General features: G+C 43.3%; 20 protein-coding genes and 4 pseudogenes. 9 read left to right on the top strand and 15 right to left on the bottom strand.

From position 1 onward, the window contains the following. Nucleotides 1–2: 2 nt before the first annotated feature. The 5 genes and pseudogenes from Q3W56_RS05875 (at nucleotide 3) to Q3W56_RS05895 (ending at nucleotide 3,023) form a co-directional block, all read left to right on the top strand. Entirely contained in the window at nucleotides 3–476 is a 474-nt protein-coding gene (locus Q3W56_RS05875; protein WP_114150843.1) for an antitoxin YezG family protein, read from the top strand. Between the two features lie 34 nt (nucleotides 477–510). Then, nucleotides 511–981 (top strand): antitoxin YezG family protein, encoded by a 471-nt coding sequence (locus Q3W56_RS05880; RefSeq protein ID WP_079288966.1) that lies wholly within the window; start codon nucleotides 511–513, stop codon nucleotides 979–981. A 234-nt stretch (nucleotides 982–1,215) separates the two neighbouring features. After that, a pseudogene (locus Q3W56_RS05885) lies at nucleotides 1,216–1,520 on the top strand (hypothetical protein). A gap of 188 nt (nucleotides 1,521–1,708) precedes the next feature. After that, the gene (locus Q3W56_RS05890) at nucleotides 1,709–2,836 is read left to right on the top strand and encodes a Rap family tetratricopeptide repeat protein (RefSeq protein ID WP_079288967.1); all 1,128 of its coding nucleotides are present in this window, start codon (nucleotides 1,709–1,711) and stop codon (nucleotides 2,834–2,836) included. After that, nucleotides 2,826–3,023, top strand: coding sequence for a hypothetical protein (locus Q3W56_RS05895; RefSeq protein ID WP_302894817.1), 198 nt, complete (start codon nucleotides 2,826–2,828; stop codon nucleotides 3,021–3,023). Before Q3W56_RS05890 ends, Q3W56_RS05895 begins: the two co-directional genes overlap by 11 nt. Before the next feature lie 205 nt (nucleotides 3,024–3,228). Here Q3W56_RS05895 and Q3W56_RS05900 read toward each other — a convergent pair whose 3' ends face one another. The 7 genes and pseudogenes from Q3W56_RS05900 to srfP form a co-directional block, all read right to left on the bottom strand. Beyond that, nucleotides 3,229–4,344 (bottom strand): MrcB family domain-containing protein, encoded by a 1,116-nt coding sequence (locus Q3W56_RS05900; RefSeq protein WP_302894818.1) that lies wholly within the window; start codon nucleotides 4,342–4,344, stop codon nucleotides 3,229–3,231. 143 nt (nucleotides 4,345–4,487) lie between these two features. Continuing rightward, nucleotides 4,488–5,867: a 23S rRNA (uracil(1939)-C(5))-methyltransferase RlmD gene (rlmD, locus tag Q3W56_RS05905; protein ID WP_302894819.1), complete on the bottom strand. Its 1,380-nt coding sequence runs from the start codon at nucleotides 5,865–5,867 to the stop codon at nucleotides 4,488–4,490. 58 nt (nucleotides 5,868–5,925) lie between these two features. Further along, nucleotides 5,926–6,837, bottom strand: a complete 912-nt coding sequence (locus Q3W56_RS05910) for a diacylglycerol kinase (protein ID WP_268399506.1) — start codon at nucleotides 6,835–6,837, stop codon at nucleotides 5,926–5,928. 149 nt (nucleotides 6,838–6,986) lie between these two features. Beyond that, nucleotides 6,987–7,064, bottom strand: a pseudogene (locus Q3W56_RS21165) (hypothetical protein); the annotation flags it as partial. A 283-nt stretch (nucleotides 7,065–7,347) separates the two neighbouring features. Further along, a complete protein-coding gene (locus Q3W56_RS05915; protein WP_302894820.1) occupies nucleotides 7,348–7,554 on the bottom strand; it encodes a hypothetical protein in 207 nt (68 codons plus the stop codon). Nucleotides 7,555–7,640: 86 nt separating this feature from the next. Continuing rightward, nucleotides 7,641–8,159 (bottom strand): hypothetical protein, encoded by a 519-nt coding sequence (locus Q3W56_RS05920; protein ID WP_302894821.1) that lies wholly within the window; start codon nucleotides 8,157–8,159, stop codon nucleotides 7,641–7,643. Nucleotides 8,160–8,678: 519 nt separating this feature from the next. Continuing rightward, nucleotides 8,679–11,840 carry a surfactin resistance protein SrfP gene (gene srfP / locus Q3W56_RS05925; protein ID WP_302894822.1) on the bottom strand — a complete coding sequence of 1,054 codons (3,162 nt, stop codon included), beginning with the start codon at nucleotides 11,838–11,840 and terminating at the stop codon, nucleotides 8,679–8,681. Nucleotides 11,841–11,970: 130 nt separating this feature from the next. Here srfP and Q3W56_RS05930 point away from each other — a divergent pair. Further along, a pseudogene (locus Q3W56_RS05930) lies at nucleotides 11,971–12,835 on the top strand (TetR/AcrR family transcriptional regulator); the annotation flags it as partial. Nucleotides 12,836–12,856: 21 nt separating this feature from the next. Here Q3W56_RS05930 and gatB read toward each other — a convergent pair. The 3 genes from gatB to gatC are packed head-to-tail and all read right to left on the bottom strand — an operon-like array spanning nucleotide 12,857 to nucleotide 16,064. Next, the gene (gene gatB, locus Q3W56_RS05935; RefSeq protein ID WP_003219444.1) at nucleotides 12,857–14,287 is read right to left on the bottom strand and encodes an Asp-tRNA(Asn)/Glu-tRNA(Gln) amidotransferase subunit GatB; all 1,431 of its coding nucleotides are present in this window, start codon (nucleotides 14,285–14,287) and stop codon (nucleotides 12,857–12,859) included. A gap of 13 nt (nucleotides 14,288–14,300) precedes the next feature. Then, complete coding sequence (gene gatA, locus Q3W56_RS05940; protein WP_302894823.1) at nucleotides 14,301–15,758, bottom strand: Asp-tRNA(Asn)/Glu-tRNA(Gln) amidotransferase subunit GatA; 1,458 nt, start codon at nucleotides 15,756–15,758, stop codon at nucleotides 14,301–14,303. Between the two features lie 15 nt (nucleotides 15,759–15,773). Continuing rightward, nucleotides 15,774–16,064, bottom strand: coding sequence for an Asp-tRNA(Asn)/Glu-tRNA(Gln) amidotransferase subunit GatC (gene gatC / locus Q3W56_RS05945; RefSeq protein ID WP_003219442.1), 291 nt, complete (start codon nucleotides 16,062–16,064; stop codon nucleotides 15,774–15,776). A 413-nt stretch (nucleotides 16,065–16,477) separates the two neighbouring features. Between gatC and putP the strand changes: the two genes are divergently transcribed. Then, nucleotides 16,478–17,956 (top strand): sodium/proline symporter PutP, encoded by a 1,479-nt coding sequence (putP, locus tag Q3W56_RS05950; RefSeq protein ID WP_302894824.1) that lies wholly within the window; start codon nucleotides 16,478–16,480, stop codon nucleotides 17,954–17,956. A gap of 104 nt (nucleotides 17,957–18,060) precedes the next feature. Further along, entirely contained in the window at nucleotides 18,061–18,759 is a 699-nt protein-coding gene (locus Q3W56_RS05955) for an MgtC/SapB family protein (protein ID WP_072181537.1), read from the top strand. 37 nt (nucleotides 18,760–18,796) lie between these two features. Here the strand turns inward: Q3W56_RS05955 and Q3W56_RS05960 are convergent, their stop codons facing one another. From Q3W56_RS05960 to pcrB, 5 genes are all read right to left on the bottom strand, one after another. Continuing rightward, nucleotides 18,797–19,798 carry a phosphotransferase enzyme family protein gene (locus Q3W56_RS05960; protein WP_302894825.1) on the bottom strand — a complete coding sequence of 334 codons (1,002 nt, stop codon included), beginning with the start codon at nucleotides 19,796–19,798 and terminating at the stop codon, nucleotides 18,797–18,799. 184 nt (nucleotides 19,799–19,982) lie between these two features. Then, nucleotides 19,983–21,173, bottom strand: a complete 1,191-nt coding sequence (locus tag Q3W56_RS05965) for a CamS family sex pheromone protein (protein ID WP_019713519.1) — start codon at nucleotides 21,171–21,173, stop codon at nucleotides 19,983–19,985. A gap of 15 nt (nucleotides 21,174–21,188) precedes the next feature. After that, nucleotides 21,189–23,195, bottom strand: coding sequence for an NAD-dependent DNA ligase LigA (gene ligA, locus Q3W56_RS05970; protein ID WP_302894826.1), 2,007 nt, complete (start codon nucleotides 23,193–23,195; stop codon nucleotides 21,189–21,191). Between the two features lie 23 nt (nucleotides 23,196–23,218). Continuing rightward, on the bottom strand, nucleotides 23,219–25,438 hold the full coding sequence (gene pcrA, locus Q3W56_RS05975) for a DNA helicase PcrA (RefSeq protein ID WP_302894898.1): 2,220 nt from the start codon (nucleotides 25,436–25,438) through the stop codon (nucleotides 23,219–23,221). A gap of 61 nt (nucleotides 25,439–25,499) precedes the next feature. Beyond that, nucleotides 25,500–26,186: a heptaprenylglyceryl phosphate synthase gene (gene pcrB / locus Q3W56_RS05980; protein WP_302894827.1), complete on the bottom strand. Its 687-nt coding sequence runs from the start codon at nucleotides 26,184–26,186 to the stop codon at nucleotides 25,500–25,502. A gap of 156 nt (nucleotides 26,187–26,342) precedes the next feature. On the opposite strand from pcrB, the pseudogene Q3W56_RS05985 reads away from it, so the two are divergent. After that, nucleotides 26,343–26,999: pseudogene (locus Q3W56_RS05985) on the top strand (glutamate synthase-related protein); the annotation flags it as partial. Nucleotide 27,000 lies beyond the last annotated feature (1 nt).

The raw sequence follows: 27,000 nt of genomic DNA on the forward strand, positions 1-27,000 counted from the left end.
TAGTGGAAACAAAAAAGATGGAAGTGCTATATCAAAAAATAGCAGAACAAATTAATGACATGATCCCTTCCGAATGGAGCAAAGTTGTTCTTTATGCAGAAATACTAGACGGCTCCAGAGAAGTGTATTTTTTCTTTCAAACACCAGAAAACGATGAATATATATACTCTCACGACATTCCAGAACAATTTCAGGTCAGTAAAAAAATTTATACCGAACTACTACTAGACCTCCAAGAGTTGTTTAAGCAGTTACACACTGAATTTAAAGAAAATAATCCCGAAGCATGGACAAATTTGACACTGAATCTTGAAAGCTCTGGAACGTTTTCAATTGATTATGATTATGAAGATGTTATTGAGTCTGATTTGGACGAATACGAAAGACAAATGATTTGGGAGTTCAATAACTTGGGTATTTTCCCCGAAGATGAAGAGGATAAAGAATTTGTTAAGGATTATCTAAACATAAACTAATGCAATCATCGAATCGGAGTTAGAGGTTAATCGAATGGAAACTCAAAAAATGAGCGAAGTATATCAAAAAATCGCTGAGCAAATAAATGAAATTATCCCCTCTGAATGGAAGAAGGTTGCTCTTTATGCCGAAATTTTAGATGATTCTTCAGAAGTTTACTTCTTCTTTACTACTCCACAAAATCAGGAATATATATATTCACACGATATTCCTGAACATTTTAATGTTGATGAAGATATATATGACGAACTTCTATATGAATTGCATGATTATTTCGAAGAGTTACAAAATGAATTTAAAACAAACAATGAAGACTTATGGACAAACCTCACTTTGAATCTAGAACGAAGCGGCAAATTTTCAATAGAATATGATTACACCGATGTCATTGCCTCAGACTTAAACGGTACTCAACGACAAGTAGTATGGGAATATAAAAATTTAGGAATATTGCCTGAAGATGAGGATGATAAACAGTTTGTAATAAACTACTTCGGTCTATAATTCAAAAATAGCTCAGCTTTTTACTGCTGGGCTATTTTATATTCTCAGGTTGGCTTTTATGGAAACCAAAAAAACAAACCTATTATAAAATTTGTTAACCGATCAACTAATAAATTGATTGCTTCTGAATGGGTTAAAGTTTTCTATACGATGAGATTTTAGATGACTCTATACTTTTTTTTAATATTAAGGTTTTATATTTATCTCATATCTCTTTATAATAGGAGCAACATTTTGACAGTAAGAAGAGAATTAATAAAACAAATTAATTTAACAATCACAACAATAAAAACAAACAATCAAAAGAATCCAACTCCAATGTCAAAAACATATTAAAAAGATACGAAGAAGCAAAAGTCTTTATCCAACATTTCTCTGAGGAACAATTCGAAGAAGACCTCTCTAAAGTTAGAAATAAACTAGACACTCTCACAAGAGCATATCTAGAATCAGCTAACGACTACATGAATCCTATGCTCATAGAAATGCATAAAACAGAAAAACTGCTGAAAGAGTACGACGAAACTGCTCAGTCGTGATAACCGCAATCCAAAGTTCAAAAGTTGAGATTGTACTACCTCCACAAAACCAAATATAACGCGAAACACCCAAACTGCCATTTGCGGACTGCACCGAAAATTTTTTTTGCGGTTGCTCAACCCCTTCCTATTAAATTTCAGTATTGATAAAATTTACATAATTAGTGAGAAGAGGAAGGGTGAGAAGTTTGGGCACGATTTCGTCTCCGCATGTTGGGATGAAAATTAATGAGTGGAACCGGCATATTCAAAAGTTTAATGTGACTGACGCTGAAATGCTGAAAGCTGAGATCGAACGGGACATTGACATTATGGAAGAAGACCAAGACCTCTTGATTTACTATCAGCTCATTGCATTTCGTCATCAGCTTATGATCGACTATGTGATTCCATCTGAAGGAAAACAAATGAAGTTGTCAGAATATTTAAAGAGAATTGAAGGCAGCAACAGGAAGATGGAGAAACTAGTTGAATATTACTATTACTTTTTTCAGGGAATGTATGAATTTAAACAAGGCAATTTCTTGACTGCTATTACACTCTATCAAAAAGCAGAAAACACAATTCCCTATATTTCAGATGAAATTGAGCGGGCGGAATTTTATTTTAAAATGGCTGAAGTGTTTTACCATATGAAACAAACCCATGTCTCAATGCACTATTCTTCTCAGGCGTATAACATCTATAAAACACACGACCTTTACTCAGTCCGCCGCATACAATGCCATTTTGTGATCGCAGGAAACTACGACGATTTAGAAAGTCATGAAAAGGCGCTCCCTCACCTCGAACAGGCACTAAAAGGCGCACGGCTTCTTGAAAGCAAAAACAAGCGGATTTACGGCCAAGCTTTATTCAATATCGGAAATTGTTATCTTAAAATGGGCGAATTGACGAAAGCAGCAAAATACATGGAGAAATCGATACTCCAATTTAAAAAATCAAATTTCAACAACTTGACACAAGCTTACCACGATTTAGCCTTAATTTATTTTCTTCAACATAAACAAGAACAGGCAATGGATTGTTTCAGAAAAGGCGTACGCTTCGCATGTAAATTCAACGATGACCTATTTAAAATCATGTTTGAAGGATTACAGGCGCTGTTTATCCAAAAAGGAGAAGCATCCATTTTATTAAATGTTTTCAACAAATTAGAGACATCCCAAGGATATCCTTATATGGAAGAGTTGGCATTATTAGCCGCAAAGTTTTATACTGAAATTGGGCAGATGGATGATTCTGTTATCTGTTTCAAAAAGATGGTTCATGCCCGCAAACAAATTCAGAGAGGGGATTGTTTGTATGAAATTTAAACTGACTTTGTGCGCTGTAATTGCTTTGATCGGTGTAAGCTTTATCAGTTCTTCCTTAGGAAATGAAGTAAACGTAGCATCCAGAAACATGACAAGCAAAGCTGCAAACGATTCAACGAACTCCCTAGCAGACAAAGCCATCTTTGAGAGAGACATTATGATTGCAAGGAATGAAACGATTGGTTAAAGACAAGACGCAGCTTTGGGCTGCGTCTGTTTTCTTGAAAAGATTAGGAGTAAGAGTATGTTTTTTAGAACTTTATCAGAATCTAAGTCATAGAAAATCCTCTTTATATTACCGACAGTCAATAATGTACTTTAATGTATTGAGAGTCATAAATGACACTGTTATAATTTAGAAAGCATAGAGAAAGATACTATAGTACGTTACTCTAGAAGCATTTAGGTATATCGTAGAGCCTTTTAAGATCAGAAAAAGTAATTTCTACCCCAACACGGTTAAGTTGCTCTTTACGCTGTTCAAACAATTTTTTCAACAGTTCTTCTTTCTCTTCATCTTTCCCTAAATGAATAAGACGATGACAAAGTGGACAAAGACTAATTATATTTGCCAATTGATCTAAGTCATATCGAAACTCTTCTTGTTTTGCAATAGGAACAAGATGATGCGACTCAACGTACGGTTTATTTGTAGATTTTGAGATAAATGTTTTATGTGAACGATCTATTTCACATGTATAATTTGAAAGTATCATAGCTTTTGATGCTAAACCCGCATTTCTTGACCATTGTTTTTGCCCACCTTTGTTAAAGATTGGATCTGGGCGTTCTCTCTTTATATTAACTTCATATCCCCCAACTATACCCTCTGATACAATGAATTGCTGAGTCGCCAACTGATATTTCTCTTCATTATCCCCATCTTCTAAAAACAGACCGTCTTCCTTCAACAAAATGAAATCGTTAAACTGTTCTATAGATCTGTTTCCAATGAAGCCTTCTAATTCTATGTATGTAATTAATAAAGCTTGTAAATCACTTATGATGTCTTCTTCATCCAAATTACTCATATCATAATATCGACCACATATATGTCCTAATTCATACCCTTTCGCAAGATCACCTTCTCCTTTTAAACTAATATTCAAAAGGTTCATTTTCCGAGGTATAGTATTTAGTTTTTCTCTGATAATAGAAGCTGTCTTTTGAATTTTTGCCTTACCTAACTTGGTTCCATACTTTTCTTTGAAGTATGTCCATCCTTGATTCAAGCTAACGTATAACCCACTACCGTCAGCATTAAACAAGTAAACAATATAGTAGCCTCTTGTTGCTGAGGTTGTTAGATTCTTTTTAAAAATAGATATCCATGGAACCTCAGCCCATTTCCCGATCCCAATTGACCCTGCTACATGATATTTGGATAGATCTAATTTAGCCTCTGCAATAAGATTTCTCTTTATTTCATGACGAACAAGGTAACCAAGAGGATGATTCTTGAAAGTTTCACTCTTGGCATGTTGATAATTTTTTAAAACCTTTTTCAAATTTTCTTTAATGGGAAAATTCGAAAGAATTGTAACGTTACCTACTATTTTAATACACCCCTGTTCTTAAATAGGATATTGTAATATTATACAGGAAAACAAAAAGCCTCTAATCCGAGAGGCCCTTGCTTTTTATAACTTCATTAATCCTCAATTTCAAGCACAGCCACACACTCCACATGATTCGTATGCGGAAACATATCCACAGGCTGCACTTCGAGCGTCGTATACCCGCCATCCTCAAGCATCCGCAGGTCTCTTGCAAGCGTGCCAGGGTTACACGACACATACACCACCCGCTTCGGCTTCATCTCCACAATCGTCCGCAGGAGGGCTTCGTCGCAGCCTTTTCTTGGCGGGTCGACGACTAGCGTATCTGCTGCGATGCCTTCTTCGTACCACTTCGGAATTACGGTTTCCGCTTCTCCGACCGCGAACTCCGCGTTTGTGATGCCGTTTAATTCTGCGTTTCGCTTGGCATCCTCAATCGCTTCCGGCACAATCTCAACGCCGTACACTTTCTTCGCCTGCTTCGCTAAAAACAACGAAATCGTGCCAATGCCGCAGTACGCGTCAATGACGGTTTCTTCGCCTTTCAGCTCTGCGTACTCAAGCGCTTTGTCGTAGAGCACTTTGGTTTGCTCCGGGTTGACCTGATAAAACGATCTGGCGGAGATGGCGAATTTGACGTCTCCGATGAGGTCGTAGATGTATTCTTCGCCCCAGATGACGTTTGTTTCGTTGCCAAAAATGACGTTTGTTTTGTTTGGGTTGATGTTTTGCACGATGGATTTGACGTGCGGGAATTGCGCTGTGATGTCTTCGATGATCTTCGCTTTATGCGGGAAATCGCTTGTTCTTGTGATGAAGACGATCATCATTTCACCCGTAACGACGCCGTATCTGACCATGATATGGCGGAGCCAGCCTTTATGGCGTTCTTCGTTATAGGCTTTGACACCGTATTTGGCGCAAATGTCTTTGACGGCTTGGACAGCTTCGTCGTTTTTAGATTGCTGGATCAGGCAGGCGCTCATGTCGATAATGTCATGGCTTCTTTGCTGATAAAATCCGGCGACGAGTCCGCCTTCCCGTTCTCCTACCGGCACCTGTGCTTTGTTTCTGTAGTTCCAAGGGTCTTCCATGCCGAGTGTCGGGTGCACGGTGACGTTTGACAGGTCCAGCTTGCCGATCCGTTCTAAGACGTCTTTGACTTGTTTTTGTTTAAACAAGAGCTGGCCTTCGTAGGTCATGTGCTGAAGCTGGCAGCCGCCGCATTGCTTGTAAATCGGGCATGGGGCGTCCGTTCTGTGCGGGCTTTCTTCCTTCACCTCGATCAGGCGGCCAAAGGCGAAGCCCTTTTTGACGCGTGTCACTTTGATTTGGGCTTTTTCCTCAGGCAGGGCGTTCGGCACGAAGATCGGGAAGCCCTGCACCTTTGCGACGCCTGCCCCTTCGTGAGTCAAATCCTCAAATGTCACGTCGTAGTATTCATTTTTTTCTACTGGGGGTTTCATTTTCATCTATAATCACCTCTTGTTTTAAGCGAAAGAAAAACTTGGCCTGTACAAGCCAAGTTTTTTAGTCATCCAGCTGTTCCGCTTTCTCCTTCGGCATGACGACGTGAATATGTCGGTACAGATTCACGAATTCGCCCGGCAGCATGCCGCCGTACTCGCCGTCCAGGTTCAGCTGCATCTTTTCTGATACATTGACTTTCACGCGGTTCGCTTTTGTATAAATAATGTGCTGGTCGTTGATGTGTTCGCCGCGGAGCGCCATCGTTGCGACCCTGATAAATTCAGCAAGGTTTGCTTTCTTGAGTATCATCAAATCAAACATGCCGTCATTCAGGCTGGAATCCGGCGCGAGTTTTTCGAACCCGCCGACGGAATTTGTCAGCGTGACCAAAAACAGCATGATTTCACCTTGAAACAGCTTGCCGTCATATTCAATCTCGACTTCTGTCGGGCGAAGTGAAGGCAGCATTTCCATTCCCTTTAAATAATAAGCAAGCTGGCCGAGCATCGTTTTCAGTTTGCTTGGCACATCGTACGTCAGCTCCGTCAGACGTCCTCCCCCGGCGATATTAATAAAATACTGGCCGTTCACCTGTCCGATATCAATCGGACGGGCAGCACCGTTAATGACCGTATCTGCCGCTTTTAATATATCCTCGCGCGGAATATTGAGCGCTCTGGCGAAGTCGTTCGTTGTGCCGACAGGAATGACACCAAGTGTCGGACGGTTGTCTAAAGGCGCAAGTCCGTTGACGACCTCATTGATCGTTCCGTCCCCGCCTGCTGCAACAATTAAGTCAAACTCACGCAATGCCGCTTCTTTGGCAGCGTGCGTTGCGTCTCCGGCGCATGTCGTGGCATGGGTGGAGGTTTCATAGCCGGCTTGTTCAAACTTTTGCAGGACCTGGGCAAGTTGCTTTTTAAAGCTCTCCCGTCCCGAAGTCGGATTGTATATTATGCGTGCACGTTTCATTATCTCATCATCCTACTTAAGAGTATCCGATCCATTTTTACACTAACAACCTTTAATTATACTATGAGTTAAAAAAATCGCAACAAAATGTACATAATCTTACAGGTAAAAACGCACAAAAGCCCCAGCAGAGCTGAGGCTTTTGTTTTTTACTCTTCTCCCGTTCCCGGTTTTTTCTTGCGGAACTTCGCCAATACTTCGTATACGATCGGCACGATCAAGAGTGAAGGATTCATGAACTACTTAATGGAATCAAACAACATCGAAAATGCAATTGCTGTGAAAAAGCCTGACTGTCTTCACCTTATATAAAGACGACAATAACACTCAAGGTGGGTTGCTTAGCATTTGTCAAGGCCACCGGCCGAAAAGACAGGAAAGCAAGAGGATCATCAATAGTTGCTTATTACCAATTCAATGAGAAAACACTGCGCCAATTCGAATTCCCGCAAATTTTATTGGGTACTTTGACAAAATGGAAACCTCTATAGTAAGCGTAAAAAACTGCTTTTATTTGTTTTTTGCTCTTTTCTCTTTAATGATGCTGAAAAGTACTAAGATAATGACACCTGCACACACAATATAAAATAAAAAATTAGTCACGGGATTTTCAATATTTTTAAGAAAAAATATTAATCCTATAATTACTATTGGTATGGCCCAGGTTAACCATTTTATTATCTTAGGGTTTGGTTCGCTGTTTCCTTCAGATTTCATAATTACCTCCTCATTATGCACAAGATCTCTATCTTTAACAAAGCATAACATAGGATATTTTTGTTAGACACCAACCATAGTCTCAACTAAAGGAAAAGCATTAATGTTTTAGATATCCACCAAGCAGCTGTAGGATTTCCTGTTACCACAAGAGCTCCTTGGTAGCAGGCATCTTCTATAGCTCCTGTATAGTTATCAATTACATTTAAAAGAGTTGCAAAGCCTGCTGTTCCCCCAAGTGCTGCTTTAACTTTTGTCGGTATATTATCCCATGCTGCTTTTAAAGCTTTAACTGCCCATGACAATTTACCTTGTGTGGTAAACCCACTGCTTTGTTTTTCTTTAACCATTTTAATTGCTTCTTTAAGTTGCGTGGTCTCTTTTTTTGTTAAATTAAAGTGATCGGCTATTTGATTTACACTTGGATCTTCTTTATTTAGTGTCATTGAATTTTGAAGTACTGTTGTTTGGTATTGGATCTGTGTAACTTCTTTTTTCTGTTGTTCTTTCTCTATAGATACGGCTCCCGCAAATGGAGTGAAAACAAGCATAGATACGCTTGCGACGCTAGTAATAATTAGACTTTTAGCAGTTAGTTTTTTCATTCATAACTCCTCCATCATTCAAATGCTGATTAAAATAAAGTTTATACTCTTCTATTTAACTTGATTCTAATTTCTTAATTATTTCTCTCTTAATTAATCTAAAAAAAGATAAAAGTATTATCTTTCGGATTCAAGCTGAGTCATTATGTTTTGACTATAAGAATATTGTAGGATTAATTGTATGTAATTCCAGCTAAATGATACAGGACACGTTATAAAAAACCACCTCATATGTAAAAATTATAAACTTATTTATATTTGAGGTAAATGAGCAAGATCTAAGGGTTTTTCAACTAGTTCTTTAAAAAGTCGACCTTGGATAATTTATTGTTAGAGACAAGATTTAGAGAATGTCACTAAATTTTTTTATATTATATTGTTCAGTAATAACTCAATAAGTCCGCTTTTTTTATTTATGAAGAAGATTTAACCATTCTTCACCTTTGTACTTTGAAAGAAAAAACCCTTAGAATGGACCATTATTCACCGTCCATTCTAAGGGGAATATGTTATATCATCTTACTCTTCTTCCGCCGTTCCCGGTTTTTTCTTGCGGAACTTCGCCAATACTTCGTATACGATCGGCACGATCAAGAGTGTCAGAAGCGTTGAACTGATTAAACCGCCGATAACCGTGACGCCGAGTCCTTTTGAAATGACTTGGCTTCCGCCTTCGAAGCCGAGTGCTAACGGAATCAAGGCGCCGATTGTCGCGATGGCTGTCATCAGGATCGGACGGAGTCGTGTAGAGCCGGCTTCTAGGAGCGCTTCTCTCGTAGGCAGTCCTTCCGCTTCCTTATGAATCACGCGGTCAATTAAGACAATGGCATTCGTGACAACGATACCGATCAGCATGAGCATACCGATCATTGCGTTCAGACTGATCGTTTCACCTGATACATATAGTCCGACCAGGGCACCGATGATTGTAAACGGCAGTGAAAACAGAATCGCAAATGGCGCTAATGCTCCGCCGAATGTAATCACGAGCACGAGGTAAACGATCGCAACTGCTGCAAGCATCGCTAAACCGAGCTTCGTGAAGGAATCAGCGATATCAGCTGATACGCCGCCTGTATCAATTGATACGCTATCAGGAAGGTCAAGCTTATCAATTTTCTTCTGGACATCAGCTGATACAGCTGTAACGTTGTCTGTTGTCACTTCACCTGTGACATCCGCATAGACTTTTCCGTCACGTTTTGACACCGTATCAGATGTTGATCCTTCTTTCACTTTTGCCACATCGCCAATTTTGACTTCCTGGCCAGTTGCAGAAGTGATTTTTTTATTCTCTAAATCTTTCACACTCTTATACTCGTCTTTTTCTGTCTTAATGTTCACATCAAGCTCTTTGCCGTCTTTTTTCACAGTTGTGAGCGGTTCTTGTGATGTTTGTGTCATTAAGGCCTGAGAAATTTGAGACGCAGTTAAACCGAGTTTGCTTAATTTTTCTTGGTCAGCGACAAATGTGTACTCATCATATGTGCTGGAAAGGCCTGAGCTTACGTTTTTCAGATCCTTTTCATCTTTCATGACTTTTTCAATGTCTTTAACCGTGTCTTTAATGTCATTTTCTGAATCGCCATACACATAGTATGTTAATTCATTGTTATTGCCTGAAGAGCTGAAGTCCTGCGACTTCCATTCTCCGCGGTTTGACTGATCTTGGATTTTCTTCAGCACGTTGTCTTTTTCTTGATCAAAGTCAGGCGTGTCGCTTTCATATTTGATATAGAATAACGCACCGTTTGAATCTCCCCCGGCAAGCGGGCTGCCAGAGCCTAATGAATACTGAACCGTATCGACATGCTTGCGGTCAAGCAGGATCTTTTCCGCTTTTTCGGCTTCAGCTTCGGCTTCTTTTTTCGTTTCACCCGGTTCTGGGCTGTATGTGAGCTGCATCGTTTTCTCTTCCTCGGACGGCAGGTAGCTGGCACCGATTAACGGCACGAGGAACAAGCTTCCAAGGAGCATCAGAACGGCAGTGATAGACGTGATCCATTTGTGGCTCAGCGCCCAGTTCAATACATTTTTATAGATGTTTGCAAGTCTGCCAGGTTTGTGTTCTTTCGCTTTGACCTGCCCGCCCGTTAATGATTTTTTGAATAGGCTGTGCGCGAGCATCGGCACAAGCGTGATCGAAATCAACAGGGATGCGGCAAGCGCAAATACGATCGTTAAGGCAAATGGCATAAACAATTCACCGATTTGTCCGCCTACAAGTGCGAGCGGCAGGAATACCGCGATTGTTACGATCGTCGATGACATAATCGGTTTAAACATTTCCTTCGTCGCTTCACGAACCAAGGTTTTACCGCGGAGCGGCTCATCTTTGAGTCTCATGCGGCGGTAAATGTTCTCAATCACAACAATAGAGTCATCGACCACACGTCCTATGGCCACAGTCATCGCACCGAGCGTCATGATATTCAGTGTGATATCAAGCTGCTGCAGCACAAGAAGCGCGATCAGCAATGATAATGGAATAGAAATAATCGAAATTAATGTTGATTTGATATCTCTTAAGAATAAGAGAATAATCACAATTGCAAAAATAGCACCGAAAATGGCTTTGCTTAACATTGTCTCAACTGACTGTGTGATCGGCTCTGCCATATCAAGTGTTGCACTGTAGTTGAAGCCTTTATGGTCTTCTTTGAACTGCTTGAGCTCATCTTTGACATGATCGGCAACCTCTACTGTATTCGCATCGTTTGCTTTGACGACGTTGATGCCGATACTGTTTTTGCCATTTGTGCGTGAAACAGATTCAGCTTTTTTCACATCTTTTATTGTGGCAATATCAGAAAGCTTAACCGTCGGCACGTCTGTGCTTGCGCTTTGCTGCGCCTGTGCTGCCGCTTGCGCGCTCTGAGCTGCTTGTGCACTCTGCGCCGCCGCTTGAGATGCTGCGCTGCTGCCTGCACTTGAAGCGGATGCCGTCGGGATTCTCATATTCTTCAAATCTTTTATTGTTTCAATATCGCCGCTGACGACGACAGATTTTTCTTGATTACCGAATGTGTACAATCCAAGCGGGGTTGTCACATCTGAACCTTGAATCACTTGTTTGACTGTATCTTCATCAAGGCCATATTCTTTCAGTTTGTCTTCTTTGAAAGAGAATTCAACCTCTTCCACCTGCTGGCCCGATACTTGGACGGAAGCAACGCCTTCTATGCCTTCAAGCTTAGGAACGAGACTGTCCTCCACTTTTTTCGTCAGCTCTTGCAGATTGTCTTTATCACTGGACACGCTGAGCGTCAGAATCGGGAAGGAGTTCAAGCTGTAGCGTGAAATTTCCGAATCTTTCGCGTCATCAGGCAAGCTGACGTTTTCTAATGCCTCAGCCGCTTCTGTTTTGGCTTTATCCATATCTTTCTCATAGTCATATTCAATCATGACCGACGATGCATTTTCATAGGAGGTCGAAGTCACAACACTGACCCCGTCCAAATTCTGCACCGCTTGTTCAACCGGTTTTGTCACCTCATCAGCCACTTGGCTTGGTGTCGCGCCCGGATATGTCGTGCTGATCGTCAAGTAAGGCATGTTGACGTCAGGAATGGATTCTTGCTTCATATTCATACCCGCATACAATCCGGCTGCCGTTACAATAATCGTCATCAGCCATACGGCGAATTTGTTTTTCAGAACGAAATTAATAACGTGATTCATCATATCCTCCATTACATTTTTATTGACTGACTGGTCATTCTATATAATACTAAACGTTATAACGCAACAACGTCAACTCATATACCAGAAAATTTTACTAAATTTTGCAAGGACTAAGGGGAAGCACGTCATGAATGAAAAAAAAGAGAAAATCATAAAAACCAGCATTCATTTATTTGCGAAAAAAGGATTCGCAGCTACGACGATTCAGGAAATCGCCAGTGAATGCGGCATCTCCAAAGGTGCTTTTTATTTGCACTTTAAATCGAAAGAAGCGCTGCTATTATCTGCCTGTGAATATTACATCGGCATGTCTAATAAAAAAATGAAAAATATAGAAGAGAATCTCGCCGGCAAACCGCCTAAGGAAGTGCTAAAAAAACAAATTGGCGCTCAGTTTGAAGATTTTCGCGATCATAAAGATTTTATCGTACTTTTGCTGACCGAGAATATCATTCCGGAGAATCAAGAAATCAAGCAATACTTTTACAACATAACCGCGGAAACCGATAAACTGTACCGGAACGCCTTGCTGACATCTTATGGCGAAGAAATAGAGCGGTACGTCGCGGACCTCTCCATCATGGCAAGAGGCATTGTGCATTCCTATATGAATGTGATGGTATTTAACGGAGAGCTCATTATCGATGCAGAAGAGATTTCAGCCTTTATCACTGAGAGACTGGATGACCTCGTACAGGGGCTGAGCCGTTCAACCCTCAACCCAATTGTGCCAAAAGACATTTTCAGACCGATGCCTGCGGGGAAAGACCAGCTGCTTGAGGACATTCAGAAAGTAAAAGAAAAAAGCACACTGCCCGAGGATATCACTGTGTCGCTTGAGGTCATCGAGGAAGAACTGTCTCAGGATAAACCGCGCAAGCCGATTATTAAAGGTATGCTGTCCAATTTAACCGGAACCACCGACAAAGAAGTTGAAAAGCTTCGGACTTTGATCTCTGTCTTCATCTCGATTTAACCATAAAAAAAGCAGCCCCTGCGGGCTGCTTTTTTTATTAGCGTTTTTTAATCTCTTCAAGCAGGATTTTGTTAACCATCGGCGGGTTGGCTTGTCCTTTGGACGCTTTCATAATCTGTCCGACAAGGAAGCCGATCGCACGGTCTTTCCCGTTTTTAAAGTCTTCGATTGATTGAGGATTGTTGTCAAGCGCCTCTGTAACAAGCTTCAGAAGCACGCCTTCGTCAGAAATCTGAACAAGGCCTTTCTCTTTCACAATCTTCTCAGCGTCGCCGCCTTTTTCAATCAATTCCTTAAACACTTTCTTCGCGATCTTAGAAGAAATGGTTCCTTTTTCAATTAATTTGATCATTCCGGCAAGGCCTTCAGGTGTCAGCGCAACGTCAGCAAGCTCTTTTTGCTCAGCATTCAGATAAGCTGACACTTCACCCATCAGCCAGTTGGACGCTTGTTTGGCTTCAGCGCCTTTTTGAACGGTTTCTTCGAAGAAATCAGCCATTTCTTTTGTCAGTGTCAGAACCATCGCGTCATATGCAGGCAAGCCAAGCTCTTCGATATAACGCTTGCGGCGCTCATCAGGAAGCTCAGGAATGCTTGCTTTCACGCGTTCCTTCCATTCGTCATCAATGTAGAGCTCGACAAGGTCTGGCTCTGGGAAGTAACGGTAGTCGTCAGATCCCTCTTTGACACGCATGAGAATGGTTTTCTTCGTTGCTTCATCATAACGGCGTGTTTCCTGCTGGATGACACCGCCAGAGAGAAGAACCTGTTCCTGGCGTTTTTCTTCATGCTCAAGGCCTTTTTGAACAAACGCGAAGGAGTTCAAGTTTTTCAATTCTGTTTTTGTGCCGAATTCCTCTTGGCCGATCGGACGAAGAGAGATATTGGCGTCACAGCGAAGTGAGCCTTCTTCCATTTTACAGTCAGAAACACCTGTATATTGAATGATGGACTTTAGCTTTTCAAGATACGCGTAAGCCTCTTCCGGCGTGCGGATATCCGGCTCTGATACGATCTCAACAAGCGGCGTTCCTTGGCGGTTGAAGTCAACAAGAGAGTAGCCGTCGCCTGTATGCGTCAGTTTTCCGGCATCTTCTTCAAGATGAAGCCGTGTGATGCCGATCCGTTTTGTTTTTCCGCCGACTTCAATTTCGATCCAGCCGTTTTCGCCAATTGGCTTATCAAATTGAGAAATCTGATACGCTTTCGGGTTGTCCGGATAGAAATAGTTTTTGCGGTCAAACTTCGTATCCGTTGCAATCTCACAGTTGAGTGCCATAGCGGCTTTCATTGCAAATTCAACGGCTTCTTTGTTCAGAACAGGCAGGACACCCGGGTATCCGAGGTCAATGACGCTAGTCTGCGTATTCGCTTCCGCGCCGAATGGCGTTGGAGAGCTTGAGAAAATTTTTGATTTTGTTTTTAACTCGACGTGGACTTCAAGTCCGATTACCGTTTCAAAGTTCAATTTTTTTCACCCCTTACAATTCAGGTTTTGCTTTGTGATGGTCTGTCTCTTGTTCAAATGCATGAGCAACACGGTATACAGTGCTTTCATCAAAGTGTTTTCCGATGATTTGCAGGCCGAGCGGAAGGCCGTCTGCTAATCCGCATGGCACACTGATTCCCGGTACGCCGGCAAGGTTGACCGGAATTGTTAAGATATCGTTTGCATACATTGTGAGCGGATCTTTCGTGTTTTCACCGATTTTAAATGCAGGTGTTGGTGTAGTCGGTCCAACAATAACATCATATTTCTCAAATACGTCTTCGAAGTCTTTCTTAATCAACGTACGCACTTTTTGCGCTTTTTTGTAGTACGCATCATAGTAGCCTGAGCTTAAAGCGAACGTTCCGAGCATGATACGGCGTTTGACTTCATTTCCGAAACCTTCAGCGCGCGTTTGCTTGTAAAGGTCGATCAGGTTGTCCGCGTTGTCTGTACGGTAGCCGTAGCGGATGCCGTCAAAGCGTGCAAGGTTGGCTGACGCTTCAGAAGATGACAGCAGGTAATATGTCGCAAGCGCGTATTTGCTGTGCGGAAGAGATACTTCTTCCCATGTAGCGCCGAGGCCTTCAAGAACTTTCAGCGCGGCAAGTACAGATTCTCTCGCTTCTTTACCGACACCTTCACCAAGATATTCTTTCGGAACCGCGATTTTCAGTCCTTTGATGTCGCCAGTTAATGAAGAAAGAAAATCAGGCACGTCCACATTTGCGCTTGTGGAGTCCATTTTGTCTACGCCGGAAATCGCTTGAAGCAAGAATGCGTTGTCCTCAACCGTACGAGTAATCGGCCCGATTTGGTCTAATGAAGACGCAAATGCGACGAGCCCGTAACGGGATACACGTCCGTATGTAGGCTTTAATCCGACAACGCCGCAGAAAGATGCCGGCTGACGGATGGAACCGCCTGTGTCTGATCCAAGAGAAAACGGAACTTCTCCCGCAGCAACCGCAGCCGCTGAACCGCCGCTTGAACCGCCGGGAACTGTATCTAAGTTCCAAGGGTTTTTCGTCAGTTTGTAAGCTGAGTTTTCGGTAGATGATCCCATGGCGAATTCGTCCATGTTTAACTTCCCGATTGTGACAGCTTCAGCGTCTTGAAGGCGCTGAACAACAGTAGCATCGTAGATTGGATCGAAGTTTTCGAGAATTTTGCTGGAGCAAGTTGTGCGCAGCCCTTTTGTTACGATATTATCTTTAACGCCGATCGGCATACCAAAAAGAAGACCGTGCTCAGAACGGCCGTCAACCGCCTCATCAAGCTCCTTCGCGTACGCGCGCGCTCTTTCTTCATCTAATGCCAAAAAGGCTTGTACCTTATCATCCACCGCTTGGATGCGTTTATAAGATTCGTCAACCAGATCAGAAATCTTAATCTCTTTTTTATGTATGAGCTGTTTTAATTCTGTGATTTTATGATCAAATAATGACATTCTTGTGTCCCTCCTTTAGTCCAAAATTGATGGCACACGAATATAGCCGTCTTTATGGTCAGGTGCATTTTTCATAACGTCCTCAACCGGAAGACCTTTACCCGCTTCATCTTCTCTCATGACATTTTTCATTTTCAGCACGTGGGTTGTAGGTTCCACATTATCTGTGTTAACCTCATTAAGCTCCTCGGCAAATGAAATGATGCTGTCAAGCTGTTCAGTGAACATTTTTGCTTCTTCTTCAGTAATCGCAAGTCTTGCAAGGTGCGCAACGTGCTTTACTTCTTCTATTGAAATTCGTGACATATGATCCACCTCCACATATTTCTCCGTTAAGTCATATAATACTGATCATATCAAAAACAAGCCCTCTAAAGCAACAAAACGCCTTGGACAGGCCTGTGTTTTCGAGACAATACCCTATATATTTTATACTAAAAAGAGACAAAGGAGAAACGAAATATTTTTCTGAATATTTTTACTTTTATTATTTTTTGAAAGCGCTTCATTCTTTATTCCCTTCTAGGTTCGCAACAGTATTTCCCGCTGGCGGTCTAGGTTTCATCGCTTGAATGGCCGGGAATACTTTGTTAGGTTAGGTTAACAAGTGCACCTGCAAATGAATGACATTAGGGTTTGCACTTGTGCCAGACAGCTTAACTGGCACCATCAATTTGAGAGGTGATGCAACATTATTAGAATTGAAGAGAGGGTAAAACGTGAGTATTGAAATTATTATATCGTTAGGAATTTATTTTACTGCCATGCTGTTAATCGGCTGGTACTCGTTTAAGAAAACAACTGATATCAACGATTACATGCTTGGAGGAAGGGGTCTCGGACCATTTGTCACAGCTTTGTCTGCCGGAGCGGCGGATATGAGCGGATGGATGCTGATGGGAATTCCAGGGGCCATGTTTGCAACAGGCTTGTCGACGCTGTGGCTTGCACTCGGTTTGACAATCGGCGCGTATTCGAACTATCTTCTTTTGGCTCCCCGTCTTAGAGCGTATACAGAAGCGGCGGATGACGCGATTACGATTCCCGATTTCTTTGATAAACGATTCCAGCATTCTTCGTCAGTGCTGAAAATTGTATCAGCTTTCATCATTATGATCTTTTTCACACTGTATACGTCTTCAGGTATGGTATCAGGCGGAAGATTATTTGAATCTGCTTTTGGAGCCGATTATACACTTGGACTCCTGCTGACTGCAGGCGTTGTCGTGTTATATACATTGTTTGGCGGTTTCCTTGCTGTCAGTCTGACTGACTTTGTACAGGGTGCGATCATGTTTGCAGCACTAGTGCTTGTGCCGATCGTTGCTTTTACCCAGCTGGGCGGCGTTTCTCCTGCTTTACATGAGATTACAGCTGTAGACCCAAAGCTATTGGATATTTTTAAAGGCGCGAGCGTCATTAGCATTATTTCTTATTTGGCCTGGGGCTTGGGCTACTACGGCCAGCCTCATATCATCGTCCGTTTTATGGCGATTAAGCATATCAAGGATTTAAAACCTGCGCGCAGAATCGGTATGAGCTGGATGATTATCTCTATTCTTGGTTCAACCGTAACGGGTTTAGTCGGTGTGGCTTACGCACATAAATTCGGAGTTGCTGTAAGTGATCCTGAAACGATTTTCATTATTTTTTCTAAAATATTGTTCCACCCATTAATTACGGGATTCTTGCTGTCTGCTATTTTAGCAGCTATTATGAGTTCGATCTCTTCTCAGCTTTTGGTAACAGCGAGCGCAATGACAGAAGATTTATATCGGACATTTTTCAGACGTGAAGCATCAGATAAAGAATTGGTCATGGCCGGCCGGCTGTCAGTATTGATCATAGCGGTCATTGCTATTCTGATGTCCCTGAATCCAAGCAGCACGATTCTTGATTTGGTTGGTTATGCGTGGGCCGGATTCGGTTCTGCTTTTGGGCCTGCCATTCTGTTGAGCCTGTATTGGAAACGAATGACTGAATGGGGCGCCCTATCAGCCATGGTTGTGGGAGCTGCGACAGTATTAATTTGGATTACAACTGGTTTAGCTGACTCTACAGGCCTCTATGAAATGATTCCAGGATTTTTCCTGAGTATGATTGCAGGTATTATCGGAAGCTTGATCACAAAACGTCCTGCAAAAGCCTCTTACCGTTTGTTCGGTGTCATGGAAAAGCTGTTAAAACGCAAAAAGTAATAATAAGCCATCAAGCACCGCTTGGTGGCTTTTGTGCTCTTGTTTTGCTATAAATACTGTGAGAAAATCATATTTATTTAAAAACACCTTAGAGAAGGGGGAAGTTGCTGTTGAGCTGGTATATTGATCCTGATATATTACTAAAACTGGGCATAGCCACTTTGATTGGCATGGTCATCGGGCTTGAGCGCGAATTAAAAAACAAGCCGCTCGGATTAAAAACCTGTATCGTTATCGCCGTCAGCTCATGCATGCTGACGATCGTCAGTATTAATGCGGCTTATCATTTCCCTAAATACTACCGCATCATGATGGATCCGCTGCGTCTGCCGGCCCAAATCATCTCCGGCGTCGGGTTTATCGGAGCCGGTGTCATCTTGCGGAAAAGCAACGATGTCATTTCCGGCCTAACGACATCAGCTATGATCTGGGGGGCAGCAGGGCTCGGGCTGGCAACGGGAGCCGGATTTTATAAAGAAGCGTTTGCCAGTCTTCTGTTCATCCTGATCAGCGTGGAATTTCTCCCATGGGTGGTCAGAAAAATCGGCCCAGACCGCCTTCAGGAAAAAGACATCCGCATCAGAATGTCGCTTTCTGATAAAGACAAAATGACAGAGATTTTAAAAGAAATGAAAAGAAGAGATATCAAAACACACTCCGTCCGAATCGACGATCTGGGCGAAAAGGAATTTCCAATCATGGAAGTGAAGGTCCGCGTCCATAAAAACAGGTACACGACCGATGTCTACTATGACATTAAAGACATTGAAGGCGTAGTCGGCGTAAAGTGTGATACATTATAAAAGCCAATGGGACAGTACCCCATTGGCTTTTTTCTATCTACATCAGTGAAGAAAAATCAAATGCTGTGATCGGTGTCCCATTCTCTATATCTCTTCTGAAGCCGGCGAGCATTTCTTTTTCCTCTTCTCCTATTGCGTCAAGGTCAAACATTTGATGAAGCAGTCCGTAAATCAGCATATGGCGGTGGCGGAGGAAATCAGGTATCCTTTTTAGCCATGCAGGATCAAGTTCATTTTTCTCCCAGTACCCTCTCATGAAATGCGTCATAAATTCTTCTGTAAACGCAGCTTTATCTTCATATGGCACAACCGGGTACCACAGCACATTGTAAAGGAGAATGCTGATATCATTAATGAACCAATTATAGCCGATATCATCAAAATCAAATGCTGTGATTTTGCCATGATCCCAATGAAAATTGCCATGATGCAGATCCGCATGCACCAAACCGTAGCTGTCCCGGCTTTTTGGCAGCCGCCGCAGTTCATCCATTAGCGAATCGGCTTGCTGAAACACCTTTGTTTGATCGTCAGGCACATACTTTCTCAGCTTTAATTGCTCCTCTTCATCCCATTCCTGTCTTTTAAAAGCGGGATTGCCCAGTTTGAAGCTTTTTGTCAGGCTGTGCATCTCGCCTGTGTATCTGCCAAGCTTATAAAATAGTATTTCATTCCAGTCCGATTCATCCACTTTTTGCCCCGGCGCTTTCTCATATACTCTCAGTAAAAATGAACCGCCAATTCCGTCCGGCACTTCTTCAACGTCTTTCCCGCCCAGCGACGGCAGTGGTTTTGCAACTGACAGCCCGCCTTCCGCAAGGTGACGGAGCCATTCCATTTCTCCCATAATATAATCAGAAGATCTCCGAATTGTATGGGTGATCTTTAGAATATAAGAATGGTTGTCTTTCATAATTTCATATACATAGTTTTCCGCATCAGCCAGAAAACGAACCTGGCTGTTTGAAAAACCGTATTTCATCCCAGCCTCTGCCAAAACCTGATTTTCATGTAATATGTTTTTGATTTCTTTATGCACGTCTAGCTCCCTTTCTTTGCTATTGATTTGATATTGATTGTATTCACACGAGCTCCAGCATCAACATACCTCCCCCTGATTTGTGTCTCGGCAGAAGCGAAAAATACATCTTTTTCCTTTTCCTGTTGATTGTAACATAAAAAACCCTTGTGCCATATTGACACAAGGATTCTCTGCTTTGTTTTTAATTATAAATATGAACAGTCGGCTCTTTATCTCCGGCATTGCGGATAATGACCGCTTCCTGTCCGTCTGAGGATGTGATATTGACTTCGACATCAACTGAGCCCTTGGAGTAGTAGTCCATCACTTCACCTGTTAAGAACTGGGTAAACGCGACGACTTCACTTTTTCCGTAGAATTGCATTGGAATGTCAATCTTCATCTTCTTCATTTCTTTATTTTCATATAACGCTGTACCAACAACACCTGTATAGTTCGGGAAAAATTCTTCAATTGAGTTTTTGAACCGCTTAAAGACCTCGGTGTCATCCGGGTATTTTTCTGCTGTCGTTGTATCCGCCGGATAAAATACATATTTTTCATTTATGTCATCCCAATTTGAGATATCCGTGGAGCCTGCTTTGACTTCTGTTTTGGCGATGAAGTTCCCCGGCACAATTGATGTTTTTGAAGCCTGCTTGTAGAGCGCGACTGTAATCGGCACATTCTTCAGGTTATCTTTTTTACGGAGTCGGTTAATGACCTCTTGTGCGATTTTTTCTCCCTGCTCGCGGAGCGTGCTGTCGTTAATCTCCACTTCTTTTTGAGGGTCGCCTATTTTTTCACGATAGTAATACACGGAGTTTAATGCCAGTCCGATCATCACACCGCCAAGCTGGATGGAATTCTTGTCTTTTCTGACTAAATAATCGTGCTCCAGCATGGACGCTAAATAAACCGGGCTGCTTTCGTTCTTTTCTTCTGTTGAACCGGAACTCGGAAGTGCTGGGTTCAAGCCTTCATTTTTGAAGTTCTTATCTTCTTTTTGGGCTTTTTTCAAATCAGAGCCAGTTTTTTTCCGTGCCAGCCAGCTTAATACTGTATCTTCATCTAAATATTGCCCTTCCTGGAACAGATAATCGTCAGTCGAGAAAGAATCTTGGGCAAGACGCATCAGCCCTGTTTCAAATTCATCAATGTCCAGCCTTGTATTCAGCTGTCCCGTTGTTAAGCCGCGCGCTTTTCCTGCCTTAAACGGCAGCACCATTTTGTAATAGGAGTCAGAGATATTATATTTCGGGACAATCGCTTTTTCTGACGATTTGGCCGTCTTTTGCGTAATCTCTTCCTCCTTATCCCCCCCAAAACCTGACGAGCAGGCAGACAGCATTAACACTGCCGCCGTTGCCGCCATTGCCAACGTCTTTTTCAATAGAAAACACTCCTCTTATTTCTTTAGCTCTCCCATTAACTGTTCTTCATTCCATACTTCAATGTTCAGCTCTTGTGCTTTTGTCAGCTTGCTTCCCGCAGCTTCACCGGCGATGACCAAGTCTGTGTTTTTGCTGACGCTTCCAGTCAGCTTGCCGCCTAGCGCTTCGATTTGCGCCTTGGCATCGTTTCTTGACAGTTCTTCCAGCTTGCCTGTCAGAACAATTGTTTTACCGGCAAAGTAAGAATCGCTTTCCTCTGCTTTTACTTTTTTCGGGCCTTTGTAGTCTGTGTTTACGCCCAGCTCCTGAAGTTCATTCAAGAGATCAATCATTTCTTCTTTATGAAAATAAGTGATGACCGCATCAGCCATTTTTTCACCGATTTCATCGATTGCGAGAAGCTCCTCTTTTGAAGCTTTTTTTAGGTTCTCCAAGCTTTCAAAATGCATGGCTAGCGTCTTTGCAGCCTTTGAACCGATAAAGCGGATGCCGAGTCCGAATAGCAAGCGCTCTAACGAATTTTCTTTGGACTTTTGAATGGAGCTGATCAGATTTTCAGTAGATTTTTCGCCCATGCGTTCGAGCTGGATGACCTGTTCCTTCGTCAGCTTATATAAATCCGCCACATTGCGGACAAGGTTCTCCTCAAACAGCTGTGTGATCACTCGTTCGCCAAGCCCGTCAATGTTCATGGCATTGCGGGAAACAAAATGGATCAGCCCTTCCCGGATTTGAGCCGGGCATTCAGGATTAATGCAGCGAAGCGCCACTTCCCCTTCGATGCGGACGAGTTCGCTCCCGCATTCGGGACATTCCGTCGGCATGCTGAATTCCTTTTCTTCTCCTGTGCGCTGTTCAACAAGGACGTTCACGACTTCCGGAATGATATCGCCCGCTTTTTTGATGACGACCTTATCTAATATCCGAATATCCTTCTCTTTAATTAAATCTTCGTTATGAAGGGATGCTCTTGAGACCGTTGTGCCGGCAACTTTTACCGGCTCAAGAATGGCGGTCGGCGTAATTACACCCGTTCTGCCGACATTTAATTCGATGTCGAGAAGTTTTGTCACGACCTCTTCAGCAGGAAATTTATACGCGATGGCCCAGCGCGGGCTTTTCGCTGTAAAACCAAGCTCCTCCTGCTGATCAAGGGAATCAACTTTAATCACGATGCCGTCAATTTCATACGGGAGGTCAGCTCGTTTAGACTGAAACTCATCAATCAGTGCAATAACTTCTTCTATGCTGGCGCATTTTTTTCGTTCCTGGTTTGTTTTAAATCCGATTTCGTCGAGAAAATCAAGCCCCTGGCTTTGCGTCACCACACCCATCTCGTCAAGCTCCGCTATACTGTAGACGAAGATATCGAGGTTTCGTTTCGCTGCAATTTTCGGATCGAGCTGTCTGAGTGATCCAGCGGCGGCATTTCGCGGATTGGCAAACGGTTCTTCTTCGTTTTTGATCCGTTCCTCATTAAGCGTTTCAAACGAACGCTTCGGCATATACGCCTCGCCGCGTACTTCAATCGACAGGTCACGTTTCATTTTGAGCGGGATATTGCGGATCGTCTTCAGATTCTCCGTAATATCCTCTCCCGTCGTTCCGTCACCTCTTGTGGCACCTCTGACAAAATAGCCGTCTTCATAACGGAGAGAAACAGCAAGACCGTCTATTTTCAGCTCGACATTATACGCCACATCGTCACCGACAGCCTGGCGCACCCGGCGGTCGAAATCACGGAGATCATCGGCATTAAAGGCGTTGCCCAAACTGAGCATCGGCGTGCCGTGAGTGACTTTCTGAAACGCTTCAAGCACGGCTCCGCCGACACGCTGCGTAGGAGAGTCAGGCGTTCTGAGTGCTGGATGCTCCTCCTCGATCGCAATCAGCTCCTGCATCAATCTGTCGTATTCGGCATCAGGGACGCTCGGTTCATCTAAGGTGTAATATTCATAGCTATACTTGTTGATGGTGCGGCGCAGTTCTTCTGCACGCTGCTTCGCTGTTTCTTTGTCCATCTGCTTCTTCCTTTCCTCTTCAATTACTGCTTTTCAATAGGAGCGAATGCCGCTAACAGGCGTTTTACACCGACAGGGCTCGGGAAGGCAATATCCAGCTCCGTCCCTTCTCCTTCGCCTTTCACACTGACGACAGTTCCTGTTCCCCATTTTTTATGGCCGGCCTTATCTCCAACAGCCCAGTTTAAAGTGTCTCCGCCTGTTTTGCTGGCGTAGGATACCGGACGTGAAACAGGGCCGCGTCTCGGCTGCATTTTTCTCGCGGACGGCGCTCTCGTTTCTTTTTTCTCATTTAGGTTTTCCAATAAATCATCCGGTATTTCAGCAATAAAGCGAGATTCCGGATTCATATTTGTTCGGCCAAACAAGGTGCGCATTTTGGCGTTGGTCAGATAAAGCTCCTGCTCCGCCCTTGTAATCCCAACGTATGCAAGGCGGCGTTCTTCTTCCATTTCCGCTTCCTCCATTAATGAACGGCTATGCGGGAAGACGCCTTCTTCAAGCCCCATCAAGAAAACAACCGGAAACTCCAGTCCTTTTGCGGCGTGCAGTGTCATCAGGGTGATGGCATCCTTGCCGCCCGACTCTTCCTCCTTCTGGTCAAGCTGATCGATATCTGCTATCAGGGCCAAGTCTGTCAGAAACGCAACAAGTGTCTTATCTTCACTTTTCTGTTCAAAGTTTTTCGTAACAGACAGGAACTCGTCGATGTTTTCTAAACGGCTTTGGGCTTCGATTGATTTCTCAGCCTTCAGCATTTCTCTGTATTCCGTCTTATCAAGAATTTCTTCTGTCAGCTCTGTAATGGATAAGTAATCCTGCATATTGGTCAGGTTCTCAATCATTTGCCTGAAGCTGTCAAGTGCGTTGGCTGCCTTGGCGCTGACGCCGATAAAATCAACCTGCTGAATGGCTTGGAAGAATGATAAGCCGTTCATCGCGGCATACGAAGCAATTTTTTCAAGTGATGTCGCACCGACTCCGCGTTTCGGCACATTGACAATGCGTGTGAAACTGATATCGTCATCCGGATTGGACACGAGGCGCAAGTACGCGAGAATGTCTTTAATTTCTTTTCTGTCATAGAACTTTGTGCCGCCGACAATGTTATAGTTCAAGCCTGCTTTGAGAAGCGTTTCCTCAATCACACGGGACTGCGCATTTGTCCGGTACAAGATGGCGATATCGGAGAGTTTCCGCTTGCCTGAGCTGTGAAGCTGATGAATTTTACCGGCCACAAACTGTCCTTCGCCGAACTCATTATCTCCGCGGTAATAGGAAATTTTGATGCCTTCATCGTTTTCCGTCCACAAATTCTTCGGTTTGCGGTTTGAGTTATTTTTGATGACCTCGTTAGCCGCGCGCAATATCCGTTTCGTTGAACGGTAATTTTGTTCAAGCAAAATTACGCTGGCGTTCGGGTAATCTTTTTCAAAAGAAAGGATGTTGGTGATATCCGCGCCGCGCCATCTGTAGATCGACTGATCAGAGTCACCGACAACGCAAAGGTTCTGGAAACGCTCTGCAAGCTGTTTAACAAGCATGTATTGTGCCCTGTTCGTATCTTGATACTCATCGACGTGGATGTACTGGAATTTGCGCTGATAAAATTCAAGCACTTCCGGTACACGGTCAAACAATTTAATGGTCGTCATAATCAAGTCGTCGAAATCAAGCGATTGATTTTTCAGCAGTTTCTTCTGATAATCAGTGTATACATCGCTGACGACCTGATCATAGTAGCCGCCGGCAACTTTAGAGAATTCTTCCGGTTCGGTCAATTCGTTTTTCGCACTGCTGATCGTGCCGAGAATGCTTCTTGGATCAAACTTCTTCGGATCAAGATTGCGCTCCTTCAAGATCCCCTTGATGACTGACAGCTGGTCTGCCGTATCAAGGATAGAGAAATTGCGGTTGATTCCGATCCGGTCGATATCTCTGCGCAAGATCCGCACGCACATGCTGTGAAATGTGGAAATCCAGATATCGTCCGCGCCCGGTCCGAGAATGCTTTCCACACGTTCTTTCATTTCACGTGCTGCTTTATTTGTAAATGTGATCGCCAAAATGTTCCACGGCGCCACATGCTTTTCCGCCATTAAGTAAGCGATTCTGTGTGTCAGGACACGTGTCTTTCCGCTTCCCGCTCCCGCCATCAGCAAGAGAGGCCCGTCCGTTGTTTTGACAGCTTCCTGCTGAACGGGGTTTAATCCGCTTAATAATTGATTGCTAATATAATTCAACATTTGTTCACCCGCCTATACAAAACATATGTTCTATCATAAACCAAATCCGTACAATTTACTACTCGCCTTTCACAGCCGCTACTGTTTTCAAAGCCCGGTCAAAATCTTCATATACCGCATTGCCAACAACAATCACGTCAGCATGCTCAGCATACTGCTTTGCCGTTTCCGCATCCTTGATGCCGCCGCCATAAAATAAGGTGGACGTTTCCAATACAGCCTTCGTTTTTTTCACGGCTTCTATGTCTCCAAGCATGCCGCTGTATTCCAAGTAAAAACTCGGCAGATGCAGCAGCTCAGACACACGCGCATAGGCGACAATATCGTCAATACTCAGATCGGCATCCGCTTCAGTCAGTTCCGCCGCTTTGCAATCGGGATTAGCGATGCAGTAGCCTTCCGCCATGATTTCTTCCATAGACATCAGATCTCCGTATTCCTTCATGGCTTTCTGGTGCATTCCGACAATCCAGTCCGCGTTTTTGCTGTTTAATACACTTGGAATAAAATATAAGTCAAAGCCGGGAACGATTGCTTCAATTGCTGACACCTCAAGGACACACGGGACCAAAAACCGTCTCACCTTAGACATCATCCGCAGGACATTGTCCTCTGTCACACCATCGCTTCCTCCGATAATGACCGCATCCGTTCCTGATTCACAGAGAAGCTCCAGCTGTTCATCAGGCAAATCTTTATTTGGATCGAGTTTAAAGACATGCTTCCACTCCGTTACATCGTACACGTCATACGTTCCTCCATTCGTTTGTTACCATTTAAACATTATAACAAATTCACATAGCGCGGAAAAACGGAAAAAGCCGTTAATCTCGTTATTCACTGAAAAAGGTGTTTTGATTCTTTTTTCATAAAAAAGGGACCTTAAAAAAGCCTTCAATAGAGAAATGGAGAATTTTCATGGGAGGAATTTAAACGAATAAACAGGCTTGACCAAATTAAAGCCTTTGAACTGAAGCTGGCGCAAGGAGCGAAAAACCGCGGCGGCCATGTGGATGGCGCCAAGGTATCTGAAGAGGTGGCAGACATCCGGAATGTCGAACCGGGGGAATCGACCACCGGAGCTTCCTTTTACGAGCTCGCTGATACAGTCGGCCTTCCGATTATGTCAGCGCTGCCTATTGTTGACACGCTTCTTAGACAGTACGGCTTGCGCGGCCAGATGGAAATCTTTGCTTCTGGGAAACTCCTGACTCCTGACAAAATCGCGGTTGCTTTAGCCCTCGGCGCTGATTTTGTCAACATTGCCCGCGGCATGATGTTTTCGGTCGGCTGCATCCGCGCTCTCGTCTGCCACACCAACACATGTCCGGCAGGTGTGGCGACAACAGATCCAAACCTGCAAAAAGCACTAAGCGTTGAGGAAAAACAGCATCTTGTCTGCAATTACGTCATTTCGCTGCGCGAGGGGCTGTTTAACCTCGCAGCCGCAGCGGGCATCAATTCGCCGGTCCGCTTTTCCAAGGAGCATGTTGGCTATCGAAAAGAGGATGGCAGCATCGTCAACATCGACAAACTAATCCACCAATTTGTTTCATAAA

The sequence above is a fragment of the Bacillus sp. C28GYM-DRY-1 genome, assembly GCF_030519405.1.
Taxonomy (GTDB): domain Bacteria; phylum Bacillota; class Bacilli; order Bacillales; family Bacillaceae; genus Bacillus; species Bacillus spizizenii_A.